Origin of the sequence: Duganella phyllosphaerae (assembly GCF_001758785.1) — a bacterium.
Classification (GTDB): Bacteria; Pseudomonadota; Gammaproteobacteria; order Burkholderiales; family Burkholderiaceae_D; genus Rugamonas; species Rugamonas phyllosphaerae.
Window position 1 is genome coordinate 1 of record NZ_LROM01000087.1, and the last position, 12,658, is coordinate 12,658.

14 protein-coding genes are annotated in these 12,658 nt (G+C 64.3%); 2 read left to right on the forward strand and 12 right to left on the reverse strand.

Going from position 1 to position 12,658, the window contains the following annotated elements; genetic code table 11:
• From DUPY_RS12940 to fliF, 10 genes are all read right to left on the reverse strand, one after another.
• The coding region (locus DUPY_RS12940) for a hypothetical protein (RefSeq protein WP_070248656.1) at window positions 1-222 on the reverse strand (222 nt) is incomplete at its 3' end.
• Window positions 219-644, reverse strand: coding sequence for a flagellar motor switch protein FliN (fliN, locus tag DUPY_RS12945; protein ID WP_070248658.1), 426 nt, complete (start codon window positions 642-644; stop codon window positions 219-221). The genes DUPY_RS12940 and fliN, both read right to left, overlap by 4 nt.
• A 47-nt stretch (window positions 645-691) precedes the next feature.
• Window positions 692-1,672, reverse strand: a complete 981-nt coding sequence (fliM, locus tag DUPY_RS12950; RefSeq protein WP_070248660.1) for a flagellar motor switch protein FliM — start codon at window positions 1,670-1,672, stop codon at window positions 692-694.
• Between the two features lie 34 nt (window positions 1,673-1,706).
• Complete coding sequence (gene fliL / locus DUPY_RS12955; RefSeq protein ID WP_070248662.1) at window positions 1,707-2,219, reverse strand: flagellar basal body-associated protein FliL; 513 nt, start codon at window positions 2,217-2,219, stop codon at window positions 1,707-1,709.
• Window positions 2,220-2,372: 153 nt separating this feature from the next.
• On the reverse strand, window positions 2,373-3,905 hold the full coding sequence (locus DUPY_RS12960) for a flagellar hook-length control protein FliK (RefSeq protein ID WP_070248665.1): 1,533 nt from the start codon (window positions 3,903-3,905) through the stop codon (window positions 2,373-2,375).
• A 31-nt stretch (window positions 3,906-3,936) separates the two neighbouring features.
• The gene (gene fliJ / locus DUPY_RS12965) at window positions 3,937-4,377 is read right to left on the reverse strand and encodes a flagellar export protein FliJ (protein ID WP_070248667.1); all 441 of its coding nucleotides are present in this window, start codon (window positions 4,375-4,377) and stop codon (window positions 3,937-3,939) included.
• A gap of 37 nt (window positions 4,378-4,414) precedes the next feature.
• On the reverse strand, window positions 4,415-6,001 hold the full coding sequence (gene fliI / locus DUPY_RS12970) for a flagellar protein export ATPase FliI (protein WP_141749532.1): 1,587 nt from the start codon (window positions 5,999-6,001) through the stop codon (window positions 4,415-4,417).
• Between the two features lie 7 nt (window positions 6,002-6,008).
• Complete coding sequence (locus DUPY_RS12975) at window positions 6,009-6,776, reverse strand: flagellar assembly protein FliH (protein WP_070248669.1); 768 nt, start codon at window positions 6,774-6,776, stop codon at window positions 6,009-6,011.
• 17 nt (window positions 6,777-6,793) lie between these two features.
• Entirely contained in the window at window positions 6,794-7,792 is a 999-nt protein-coding gene (gene fliG / locus DUPY_RS12980; protein ID WP_070248671.1) for a flagellar motor switch protein FliG, read from the reverse strand.
• Window positions 7,785-9,530: a flagellar basal-body MS-ring/collar protein FliF gene (gene fliF / locus DUPY_RS12985; protein WP_070248672.1), complete on the reverse strand. Its 1,746-nt coding sequence runs from the start codon at window positions 9,528-9,530 to the stop codon at window positions 7,785-7,787. Before fliF ends, fliG begins: the two co-directional genes overlap by 8 nt.
• Before the next feature lie 252 nt (window positions 9,531-9,782).
• On the opposite strand from fliF, the gene fliE reads away from it, so the two are divergent.
• Complete coding sequence (gene fliE, locus DUPY_RS12990) at window positions 9,783-10,127, forward strand: flagellar hook-basal body complex protein FliE (RefSeq protein ID WP_070248674.1); 345 nt, start codon at window positions 9,783-9,785, stop codon at window positions 10,125-10,127.
• 88 nt (window positions 10,128-10,215) lie between these two features.
• On the opposite strand, the gene DUPY_RS12995 is transcribed toward fliE, so the two are convergent.
• Window positions 10,216-10,860: a cysteine hydrolase family protein gene (locus DUPY_RS12995; RefSeq protein ID WP_070248676.1), complete on the reverse strand. Its 645-nt coding sequence runs from the start codon at window positions 10,858-10,860 to the stop codon at window positions 10,216-10,218.
• Between the two features lie 110 nt (window positions 10,861-10,970).
• Here DUPY_RS12995 and DUPY_RS13000 point away from each other — a divergent pair, with 110 nt between their 5' ends.
• On the forward strand, window positions 10,971-11,903 hold the full coding sequence (locus tag DUPY_RS13000) for a GlxA family transcriptional regulator (protein ID WP_443093058.1): 933 nt from the start codon (window positions 10,971-10,973) through the stop codon (window positions 11,901-11,903).
• Here the strand turns inward: DUPY_RS13000 and DUPY_RS13005 are convergent.
• Window positions 11,900-12,658 (reverse strand): flagellar brake protein, encoded by a 759-nt coding sequence (locus tag DUPY_RS13005; protein ID WP_070248678.1) that lies wholly within the window; start codon window positions 12,656-12,658, stop codon window positions 11,900-11,902. The genes DUPY_RS13000 and DUPY_RS13005 overlap by 4 nt on opposite strands.

A 12,658-nucleotide genomic window follows, 5' to 3' on the forward strand; every position in this document is an offset into this window, starting at 1 on the left:
GGCCGGGGCGGTAGCAGCGTCGCCAGCCGTGGCGGTGGTGTCGGTCGCCGGGGCAGTGGGTGCGGTTGATCCAATAACGGCGGGTGTCGTGGCTGGTGCCGCAACCGGCGCCGGCTGTTGCGCCATGGCGGGCGCGGCGGACATGGCGGTGACGGCCACGATTGCCGCCAGCGCTGCGGTCGAGATCAGGGATGCCAGGGACAAGACGGAGGTCTGCTTCATTTATTCAGTTTTCGGATGCGTTCGGAAGGCGTGATGATGTCGGTCAGGCGGATACCGAACTTGTCGTTGACCACCACCACCTCCCCCTGGGCAATCAGGCAGCCGTTGACCAGCACGTCCATCGGCTCGCCGGCCATGCCGTCGAGTTCCACCACCGAGCCCTGCGCCAGTTGCAGCAGGTTCTTGATGGCGATCTTGGTGCGGCCGAGTTCCACCGTCAGCTGGACCGGGATGTCGAGGATGAAGTCGATATCGTTATGGGTTTCGGTCTTGCTGGGCGTGCCGGAAAAATCCTTGAAGACGGCGGCGGACGCTGCCTGCTGCGACTGCTGGGCGGCCAGTGCCGCAGCTTCGGCCTCGGCCTGCTCGGCGATGGCCGCGCCCCATGGGTCGTCCATCTGGTCATCTTGATTGTCGGACATGTTGCTCTCCTGTGTAGCGGTGACCGGCGCATTGATGCGCCAGCGTGTTATTTGAGGTTATCGGAGTTGGCCAGCAGTTTTTCAACCTTGAGCGCGTACTGGCCGTTCATCACGCCGTAGCTGCAGTCCATGACCGGCACGCCGTCCACGGTGGCGGAAATGAGTTCCGGGATGTTGAGGGGGATGATGTCGCCCACGCGCATGTTCAGGATCTCGTCGAAATTGACCTTGGCCGTGCCCAGCGACGCCACCAGTTCCACCTCGGCGATCTGGATTTGCTGCGTCATCAGGCGGATCCAGCGCTTGTCGACTTCCAGCGCCTCGCCCTGCAGGCTGGACGTGAGCGAATCGCGGATCGGCTCGATCATCGAGTACGGCATGCAGAAGTGGATCTGGCCCGATACCGAGCCGAGTTCCACCGTGAAGGTCGAGGCCACCACCACCTCGTTCGGCGTGGCGATGTTGGCGAACTGGGTGTTCATCTCGGAGCGGATGTATTCGAACTCGACCGGGTACACCGGCTCCCACGACTTGGTATAGGCCTCGAACACGATGTCGAGGATGCGCAGGATGATGCGCTGCTCGGTCTGGGTAAAGTCGCGGCCCTCCACGCGGGTGTGGAAACGGCCGTCGCCGCCGAACAGGTTGTCCACCAGCAGGAACACCAGGCCCGGATCGAACACCATCAGGGCCGTGCCCCGCAGCGGCTTCATGTGTACCAGGTTGAGGTTGGTGGGCACCACCAGGTTGCGGATGAATTCGCTGTACTTGGACACCCGCACCGAACCCACCGACACCTCGGCGCTGCGGCGCAGGAAGTTGAACAGGCCCACGCGCAACAGCCGCGCGAAGCGCTCGTTGATAATCTCCAGGGTCGGCATGCGGCCACGGACGATGCGCTCCTGGGTGGCCAGGTTGTACGTGCGGACGCCCGCGACATCTTCCTGCGCCTGGGCATCGTCCTGGTCGCCGTTGACACCCTTCAGAAGGGCATCGACTTCTTCCTGGGAGAGAAAATTATCGGCCATGGTGTGACTGCCTGCTTCGCTGTGGTAACGCTACTTACTGAATGATGAACGCGGTAAACAATACATCGACGACGTCCTGCTTCTCGCCGCGCTGTTCCAGCGGTTCGCTGGTTTGCTCGACGATTTCCTTGGCCAGTTGCACCTTGCCTTCGGGGGTGTTGATGTCGGCCGCGCGCTTGCTCGACAACAGCAACAGCACCCGGCTGCGCACTTTGGCCATATTGACCTTGAGGTTTTCCTTCTCTTCGGCGCTGCCCACTTCCAGCGTGAACGCCAGTTGCAGGTATTGCTCGCCGCCGTCCTCGCCCGGTTGCAGGTTGACCGTGAACGGATCGACCGGCAGGTATTCCGGCGGGCCGGCTTTCTTTTCTTTTTTCTTTTTCTTGGTGGGCGCTTCTTCTTCGTGCGCGTCGCCACTGCTGTGCATGAAGTACCACGCCGCGCCACCGCCGCCGATGCCGAGCACCAGCAACACCGCGACGATGATGATGATCAGCTTTTTGCTGCCGCCGCCTGCCGGCGCATCCACTTTCTGATCAGCCTTCATTTTTGGGTTCGCTTTCAAAAAATTGCCCCTGGGTGTTAAATCGGTTTCGCCATTATGTCATTATCGGTTGTGCCTGCGCAGCAAGATCGACCGAAAAGAGGGGCGATCGCCCACCTGCTCGGTGTTTCCATGGTGAAACATGCAACAAAATGATCAGGCAAACGTATCGACCGCGCCGTTCGGCACCCGCGCCGTGCGGGCGGTGGCGGCGCCGGCCGCCGCTGCCACGCTGTTGCCGCTGTCTTCGCTGTCGCTGCTACGGCCACTGCGGCCGCGCTGGGTATTGCCGTCATTGGCCGCGCGCTGGCCCGCGTTCTGGTCGGCGCCGGCCGAGACAGTGGCATTGCCCAGCGCGATACCGGCCTCGCCCATCATCTCGCGCAGCTTGGGCAGCGCGGCTTCCAGCGCCTGGCGCACTTCCGGCGCGGCCGACGTAAAGGCGGCGGTGGCCTGGTCCTTGTTGACGCTCAGCACCACTTGCAGCGGCCCCAGGTCGGGCGGATTGAGTTCCATGGTGGCGCTGTGTTCACCGCCGGCGGCCATGAAGATCACTTTCTGGCCCAGTTGCTGGTCCCAGGCCGGGGTGCCTACGCGACTGTAGAGCGTGGCAGCAGGGACTGCGACCTTGGCCATTTCCGGTGTCGCTGCTGCGACCGTGGCGCCGAGCGGCGTCACCGCGTCCGGTGCGCCATCCCTGGCGGCCAAGGCCGCGTCGGTTTCTGCTTTGGCATCGCCGCGTGCGACCGCCAGCTGCTGGCTGAAGTGGCCGAGCTCGGCTTTGAGTGGAGCACCGGTGACGGCAACGCCGCCGTTGCTCGCCACATCAGCGGCCTGGATGCTGGCTGCGCTGTGGTCGCCGGTGGCGGCGCCGTGGTGGGCAGCAAGGGGGAGCGCTAGTCCGGCGGCGCCCTTACCCGTGCTCGCGACATTCTCCTGCGGGTTGTCGGCTGGCGCTGCCTGACTGGCCAGTTCCACGCGCAGCGGGGTCAGGCTGCTGTCGGCTTCCAGGTGGTCTGGCACGGGAGCCGCAGGCGCGGGCAAGCCATCGGCGGCGCGGCCCAAAGCAGCCTTGAACTCGGCGCTGCCGACTTGCGCGTCGGTTGCATGGGCAATATCGGCGGGGCCGTCGGCCACGGCGCTGGCTTGCTCGGCAGTCAAGGCAGCCAGGGTGGCGGCATCCATAACGCTTGCTGCAGCGCCGCCAGAAGCGAGGGCAGCGTCGGCTTCGGCGCTGGTCGCGTCGCCCTCGGCACGCTGGTTGAATGCCGCCACCAGGGCCAGCATGTCGGCGATTGGATCGGTGGCCTGCGTGGCCTGGGCATCGCTGGCGGCGCGGTCCTCGGTGTTGATATCGTCGGCGTGCCCGGCCTTGGCGATGTTGCCCGCTTCATCCGTCGACACGTCCTGCTTTTCAGCTGGCTTGGACTGAATGTTGCGGTCGGCGGTTCTGTCTTGCTGCGGCGGTTTGGGCGCCGCATTCGGCTTCGGTGCGGTGGCGCGTGCGGCGCTTTGGCGTTCCGCCGTTTTCGTCTCCGCTTGCCTCACGGCCTGGCGCTGGTCGAGTTGCTGTGACAGAGCTTGCTTGAACGCATCGTTGCTGCTACCGGCGCCCAGGTTGGCCTTGGACTTGTTGGTGGCCGCGATGGCCGTGGTGGCATTGAGGGAGGGGAGCGGGGCGTTTTGCATGAGGAACCGGAGAGTGTCGTGACTGTAAAAATCAGCGCTTGTAGAACGCCTGGCGCGCTGCGTGTTCGTCCATCTGTTTCTGGTCGCGCTTGTTTTCCAGCTTGAGCGCGGCGGCGTCGGCCCGTTCGTTCAGGGTGGAGTACGAGACGCGCTTGCGCTCGGCCGTCTGCCAGGCCAGCTTTTCCGCGCTGCTGCGCTGCTCGGCGCGCGTGATCATGTCCAGCTGGCCCTTGACGGCCACGTCGAGCTTGTCCATGAACGCCTGGAAGTTGCGGTAGGCCATGGGCGTGATGCCGGCCGCTTGCGCGTCCTGGAAGCGGTTGACGTATTCCTCGCGGTAGCCGACCAGCATGTCGTGCTTCTGGCGCGCGTCGTCCACCGCCTTGAGCGCGGCGCCCAGGCGCTTGGCCGCATCGTCGGTTTCGCGGCGGGCCAGGTCGATCAGGGTTTCGAGTTGTGCTTTGGAAGCCATAATGACTCCGATTATAGTTCTCGGCGGTAACCGTCAATCAGTTGAACAGCGTGGTAAGTTGCCCCAAGCTCTCGTCCATGGTCACCCGTTCGGTGATCTGCTGTTGCAGGAATTGCTCGATCTTGTCGTGCAGTACGATGGCCTGGTCCAGTACCGGGTCGGTACCTGAAGCATACGCTCCTACGCTGATCAGGTCGCGGCTGCGTTCGTAGCGTGAAAACAACTGTTTCAGCCGGCGCGCGCGTTGCTGGTGCTCGTGCGGGGTAATCGAATGCATGGCGCGGCTGATCGATTGCTCGATGTCGATGGCCGGGTAGTGGCCCGCTTCGGCCAGGCGGCGGTTGAGCACGATGTGGCCGTCCAGGATCGCCCGCGCCGAGTCGGCGATCGGATCTTGCTGGTCGTCGCCCTCGGTCAGCACGGTGTAGAAGGCCGTGATCGAGCCGCCGCCCACCTCGCCGTTGCCGGCCCGTTCCACCAGCACCGGCAGCTTGGCGAACACCGACGGCGGATAGCCCTTGGTGGCGGGCGGCTCGCCGATGGCCAGCGCGATTTCGCGTTGGGCCATGGCGTAGCGGGTCAGCGAATCCATGATCAGCAGCACGTTCATGCCCTTGTCGCGGAAGTGCTCGGCAATTGCGGTGGAGTACGCCGCGCCTTGCAGGCGCATCAGCGGTGGCGTGTCGGCTGGCGCGGCCACCACGACCGAACGGGCCAGGCCTTCGGCGCCGAGGATCTGCTCGATGAATTCTTTCACCTCCCGACCCCGCTCGCCGATCAGGCCGACCACGATGATGTCGGCCTCGGTGTACCGCGCCATCATGCCGAGCAACACCGATTTGCCGACGCCGGAACCGGCGAACAGGCCCATGCGCTGGCCCCGTCCGACGGTCAGCATGGCGTTGATCGAGCGCACGCCCACGTCGAGCGTATCGACGATCGGTGCGCGGCCCAGCGGGTTGGCGGGGCGGGTATTGATCGGTGCGCTGTCGGACGCGTTGAGGGGACCGAGGCCATCGAGTGGCCGGCCGGCCGCATCCAGCACCCGGCCCAGCAGTTCGGGGCCGACCGGCAGGTGGCGCGCGCGGTCGCTGGGGCGGCGGCGCGGGTGGTTGACGGTGCCGGGACGTGGAATGGCCGGCTCCACCGGGAACACCCGGGTGCCGGGCACCACGCCTTCGACATCGCTTTGCGGCATCAGGAACAATTTGTCGCCCTCGAAACCGACCACTTCGGCTTCGATGCGTCCGCCCGACGGCAGCGGCACGGTGCAGGCGGCGCCCACGGCCAGGCGCAGGCCCACCGCTTCCATCACCAGGCCGGCCACGCGGGTGACGCGGCCCGACACCTGCATCGGTTCGACAAAACCGACCAGCGCGGTGCAGTCGCCAAGGTAGGCTTGCCAGCGGCTGGCGTGCGGATTTTTTGCCGGTGTCTGTGCCGGGGAAAGGTCAGGCGGGGCGGGATCAGTGTCTTCGTCGCCATCGAGCAATTGCTCAAGGCCTGGCTGCAGCCGGGTTTGCAGTTCGGCCGGCAATTCGGCCGGCGGCAATATCAGGCCCTCGGCCGGCTGTTGGGCGGCGTCGGTGGCGTCTGGTGTGGGGATGTCGGTATCGGCGCTCATGTTGGTATCAGTCGAGCCAGCCGATGTCCTTGCCCAGCGCATGGGTCAGGCGCTCCCAGCGGGCGGCGGCGGTGGCGTCGATCTGGTTGCTGGCGGTATCGACCTTGCAGCCGCCACGGCCGATGCTGGCGTCGGTCACCACGCGCCAGCCGCCCTTGGTCAGTTCTTCGCCGATGCCGGTCTTGACCACTTCGGCGTCGTCCGGGTGCAGCACCAGCAGCGCCGGCTGTTGCAGCACGGGCAGGTATTCGATCGCCTCGCGCACGATCGGGATGATCAGGTCGGGCTTGGCGGGCAGGGCGGCTTTCAACATGCCCTTGGCCAGTTGCAGCGCCAGTTCCAGCACGTCGTTGGCGATCAGCTGGTCGGCCTCGCGCAGCGCGGTGGAAAAGTTGTCGGCCAGTGCGCGCACGTGTTCCAGCGCTTCGTCGGTGACGATCTTGCCGGCGTCCAGCGCTTCCTTGCGGCCATCGGCGTGGCCGGCTTCGTGGCCTTCCTCGTAGCCCGAGGTGCGCGCTTCCTCGCGGATCGCTTCGAGTTCCTCGACGGTGGGATAGACGATCGGCGGCGGCACCGGCGGGCCGATGTCGGCCAGTTCCTGCTGTGCTTCGATTTCATCGTACACGCGCTGCTCGGCGTCGAGCCGGGCCTGCTCGGCCTGGTGGGCGCGCTGTTCGGCGTCGCGTTCGGCCACCACGCTCGGGCGTTCGTCGCCGAACGAGGTCATTTCCCAGCGCTGGAAGGCGGTCTGCTTTTCTCTTGGTATGGTGGACATGGACTACTGGACTGCCTTTACACGAATGAGTCTTCGCCCTTGCCGCCAAGGACGATCTGTCCTTCGTCGGCCAGGCGGCGCACGATCTGCAGGATCTGCTTTTGCTGGCTTTCCACTTCCGACAGCCGAACCGGGCCTTTCGACTCCAGGTCTTCGCGCATCATTTCGCTGGCGCGCGCCGACATGTTCTTGAAAATTTTCTCGCGCAGTTCCTGCGATGCGCCTTTCAGGGCCACGATCAGCATTTCCGACTGCACCTCGCGCAGCAGCAGCTGGATACCGCGGTCGTCGATGTCGATCACGTTGTCGAACACGAACATCTCGTCCATGATCTTCTGCGCCATGTCGTTGTCGTAGTTCTTGATGTTGTCCATCACCGAACTTTCCTGCTCGCCGCTCATGAAGTTGAGAATCTCGGCAGCGGTACGGACGCCGCCCAGCGACGATTTCTTGATGTTTTCGTTACCGGACAGCAGCTTGGTCAGCACGTCGTTCAGTTCGCGCAGCGCGGCCGGCTGCACCCCGTCCAGGGTGGCGATACGCAGCACCGCGTCGTTGCGCAGGCGGTCGGTAAAGTGGCTGAGGATTTCGCAGGCCTGGTCGCGCTCGAGGTGGACCAGGATGGTGGCGATGATCTGCGGGTGTTCGTTGCGGATCAGCTCGGCAACCGATTGCGAATCCATCCATTTCAGCGATTCGATGCCGGACGCGTCCTTGCCGCCCAGAATGCGCGACAGCAGCACCGAGGCCTTGTCGTCGCCCAGCGCCTTGGTCAGCACCTGGCGGATGTACTCGTCGGAATCGAGGCCCACGGTGGACGCTGCCGCCACCATGTCGCGGAAGTTTTCCAGCGTGCCCACCACTTCTTCGTGCGGCACGTTTTTCATGGTGGCCATCGCCGCGCCCAGCTTGAGCACCTCGCGCGGGCCGAGGTATTTCATCACCTCGGCCGCTTCGCTCTCGCCCATGGCCAGCATCAGGATCGCCGCTTTTTGCAGTCCGGTATTCTCAGTCATTTGCGCCTATCCATTCCTTGATGATGTTGGCGACGATGCGCGGATCTTCGACCGCCAGTTTTTTCGCCATGGCGAGGTTTTCGCGATACGAGCGCACGGTGGTTTCTTCCATCTTGCGCAATTCTTCTTCCGCGATAAGCGCCTCGTCCGGGCCTTCGTCGATGACTTCTTCCGGCACTTCCGGCTCCGGCTCCGGGGTGTTGATCTCGTCGATTTTCTTGAACACGGGCCGCATCATCGGGCGCACAATGCGCAGCACGATGTACAGCAATATCAGGGCCGTGATCAGGAACTTGGCCAAGTCCTTGGCCATTGGCAGGTTGGCCGGGTCGCGCCACCAGTCCAGCGGCGCCTCGAACGGCCGGTCGACGCCGTCGAACGGCGAATTGGCCACGCTGACCGCATCGCCGCGGTCCTGGTTGTAGCCCATCGCCTGTTTTACCAAATCATTGATTTTGGCCATCTCTTCAGGAGTATAGGCCTTGACCGTGACTTTGCCGTCTTTATCGACCATGCGCTTGTAGTTGACCGCCACCGCTACCGTCAGGCGGCGCAGGCCGCCCATGCCGCGCGACTCGTAGCGCACGGTCTTGTCCACTTCGTAATTGGTGGTCGATTCCTTGTGGGTGGGCGAGGCGTTTGCGTTGGCATTGGCGCCCGGCGGTGTGCCCGGGGCGGGCGGCACGGCGCCGGCGCCACCGGCGATCTGGTCGAGCGGTGCGGTGGCCGTGCCTGGCGGCTGGTTCGACAGCGCACCGGGAATGCCGCCCGGGTTGGCCGGCGCGCCGCCATTGGTTTCGGTGCTTTGCTGGCTGCGGATGGCCGAGGCGGCCGGCGGCGAGTTCGGCTTGTAGGTTTCGGCGGCCTGCTCGATCTGCGAGAAATCGACGTCGGCAGTCGCCTCGGCGCGCACATTGCCTTCGCCGACGATGGGCACGATGATCGATTCGACCTGCTTGATGATCTGCGTCTGCATGTCCTTGACATACTTGAGCTGGGTTTCATCCATGTTCTTGGCGTTCAGGCCAGACTTCTTGTTCTGGTCCGAGATCAGGTTGCCGGCCTGGTCCACCACGGTCACGTTGGCCGGCATCAGTTCCGGCACGCTCGAGGCCACCAGGTGGACGATGGCGGCCGTTTGCAGCGGGTCGAGCATGCGGTTCGGGTGCAAGGTCAGCAGCACCGAGGCGGTCGGCTTTTGCTGGTCGCGCACGAATACCGACGGTTTTGGCAGCGCCAGGTGCACGCGGGCGTTTTCCACGGCCGCCAGCGACTGGATCGAGCGCGCCAGTTCGCCCTCGAGCGCGCGCTGGTAGTTCACCTGTTCGAGAAATTGCGAGACGCCCAGTTTCTGGTTTTCCATCAGCTCGAAGCCGACGTTGCCGCCTTTCGGCAGGCCGAGGGCGGCCAGTTTCAGGCGCGCATCGTGCACTTGTTCGGTCGGCACCAGGATCGCCGTGCCGTTCTCGGAAAACTTGTGCTTGATGTTGAGCTTGTCGAGCTCGGCCGTGATGGCGCCGCCGTCGCGATCCGTGTAGTTGGAAAACAGCACGCCGTAGTCGGGCGCCTTGTTCCACAGGTACAGGCCGACGAGCACCGCCACGATTGCCGCGGCCGCTGCACCGCGCAGCACGTTGCGGCCCATCGGCGTTTGCAGGAACGGCAGGCGTTCGGCGCCGTCGTCGGCTGCCGGGGCAGGGGGCGCGTTGGAAGGGTCGAGTGGTTCGGCGACGGCCATGATGGTTAAGTTCCGGGTACGTGGGAGTGATGCCTATTATTGCTTGACCCCAGGCAATTCAATCGCGTGAACAGCGCGCCTTTTCCGGCCCTGCTCGGACCAGAGTTCTTGCCTTGCTCTTGGTAATCTGTCAGCTCTGAATAAAAGGGAGACCGCGAGGAAACCTGAGCCGTCCGTCATTGTAACGCCGCACCGGAGCAAAACGTGAAATTTGTTTCGTGAAAGCAACGCCAAGAACCAACAGGAGTGGAAATGAGAACAGGTGGAATCGATAGCAGCCAGATCCAGTCGATGATCGCGCAGCTGAAGGCGCACGCCACGCGCCCGCAGCTCACGCCGCCCGTGGTGCAGACCGAAACGGTGGCCGCGCCCAAGGCCGAATTCTCGGACGCACTGAAAACCGCGCTCGACTCGGTCAACGCGGCCCAGGTGAAATCGAGCGACATGGGCAAGCGCTTCGCCATGGGCGACGACAGCGTCAGCCTGTCGGACCTGATGATCACGATGCAGAAGTCGAGCATCAACTTCCAGGCCGCGATCCAGGTCCGTAACAAGCTGGTCACCGCATACCACGACATCATGAACATGCAAGTCTAGCGGCTGCTTGAAAACACCCATGGCGTCGTTGCAGCGGCTTGCCGTGCTAACGCACTGTCTGCGCCGCTGCGCCTAGCCCCGGGCGCTTTCAAGCAGCCGCAATCAGATTTATTTTTTTGGCGCGCTGGCTGGACATGACGATATTGTCCATTTCCAGCGCCACGCCGTTTTTGACGGCAGCGACCCAGTTGGCGGTCGTTGCCACGGCTGCAAAACTCGAATGAAACACCACGCTGAACACGCGATGGATTTCTTCCGCGCTGGCCTTGCCGGCTGCGTTCTCGTAAGGCAGCGATCCGCTCGCGTCCGCCAAAAATTCCACCTTTAGACCCGCATGCGCCGCATGGTAGATGGTGGCCGCGTCGCAGTTATGGGTCATGTAGCCGACGATGCTCAAGGTATCGATGCCGCGCGCCTGCAGCCAGCCGGCCAGGTCGGTGCCGGCAAACACGCTGGCCTGGCTTTTTTGCAGGTGGTGGTCGGCCTTGCGTGCGGCCACGTCCGGGTGCAGCGCCCAGCCATCGGAACCGGTGGCGAACACGGGCGTGCCGGCCGGTGTGGCGTGCTGTACCACGATGACGGGCACCCCATGGACGCCGGCCGTGTCCATTGCCAGCGTGATATTGGGCAGCGAGGTGGCCACCGGCGGGTGTTCGATCGGCAGCTTGCCGGTGAAGTATTCGTTCTGGACATCGATGACGAGCAGGGCGCGGCGTGGTGCAGGGTTGGTCATGGCAGTTTCCTTGAAGGTTCAGTGAAAACCCATTGTCGGCCGGACAAGCCACACCAGCTAGTGGCCCGAAGGCATGGTTGCGTTACAATCGGGCCATGAGCCCAATCACAATCAAGGTGGCCGTGATCGCCTTCGGCGGCATCACCCCGTTCCACCTGTCGGTGCCATGCCTGGTGTTCGACGCCGCCCCGGCCGGGCATTTCGACGTGCGCGTGTGCGCAGCCGATGGCACGCCGCTGGCCACCTCGGCCGGTTTCGCGATTGCCACGAGCCATGGCCTGGAAGCGCTCGACGATGCCGACCTGGTGATCATGCCATCGTGGCATGACGATTGCCGCCCGGCGCCGCCGCTGTTGCTCGCGGCCTTGCGCCGCGCCCACGAACGCGGCGCGCGCGTGGTCGGTTTGTGCCTGGGCGCATTTCCGCTGGCCGAGGCGGGCCTGTTGAACGGCAAGACAGCCACTACCCACTGGGCTTTTGCCGACCAGCTGGCACGGCGTTTTCCTCAAGTGAAGGTGGACAGCGACGTGTTGTACGTGGACCAGGGTGCAGTGCTGACGTCGGCCGGCGTAGCGGCCGGGTTGGACTGCTGCCTGCACTTGCTGCGCCAGTTGTGCGGAGCGGAACTGGCCAACGCGGTGGCGCGCCAACTGGTGATTGCACCGCACCGCCAGGGCGGCCAGGCGCAGTTCATCGAACGGCCGCTGCCGGTCTCGCGCAGCGACGGTCGCTTTGCCGACGTGCTGGCCTGGGTGGGCGAACGGCTCGAACACGCCCACAGCATCGACCAGCTGGCTGCGCGCGCAGCCATGAGCCGGCGCCATTTCACTCGGCACTTTCGCCAGGCAACCGGCAGTTCGTTCAAGCAGTGGCTGCTGGCGCAGCGGCTGGCGCTGGCGCGCCGCTTGCTGGAAAGCAGCGACGCCGCCATCGAGGTGGTGGCGCAGCAGGCGGGATTCGGGTCGGCGCTGTCGCTGCGCCAGCATTTCAAGGCAGCGTTGCAGCTGTCGCCGTCGGCCTACAGGAAGGGGTACAGGAATTAGCCGAGGCCGGCGATGCGGGCGTTGCGTTCGCGCTCGAGCTTGGTGATATAGCGTTGCACGTAGGCCAGCATGCTGCGCTGGATGCCGGTGAACTCGCAGCCCAGGCGGCGGTTGGTCTTGTTGTTGAGCAAGGTCATATCGAGCGAGTTGCGCACCTGCAGCGACGTGGTGACCGCGCCGATCTCGGGCAGATCGATGCGGCAGCCGGGAAACACCTTGCCGATGGCGTCGCCCAGCAACATCTTGTTGTCGAGCAGGGCGATACCGCCGCAGCTGATGTCGGCCAGCGGGAAGCTGGTGTCGCCGCCCAGCTCATCGGGCAACGGTATGACCACCCGCACCGGGTTGGTCATGGGCGTGTTCATGCGGTAGAACTCGCGCCGTTGCAGGCGGATCAGGGTGGGCGGCACGCTGATGCGGAAGGCTGCTTCGCCTTCGTGGGTGATCGGTTCGATGCGCTCGGCGGCAAACAGGATGCGCACCTTGTCGAGCGTGGTTTCGAACGACAGCCGCTCGGCATTGGCCATGCGCTGGTTCTGCTCCTCGTCGATCGAGGTATCGAGCACCACGGTATCGCGCTGGTCGTCGACGTCCAGGATCGAAGTCACGCACACGTCCGATTCACCCTGGATCAGCATGCGGATCAACTGGTTTTTCTGGCCGATGTTACGCAGCAGGGCGACGATCTCCTTGCGCGATTCGATCTCGAAATCGTGCCAGTTTTCCAATTCCGCGTCCTGAAAATGAGGGTACAT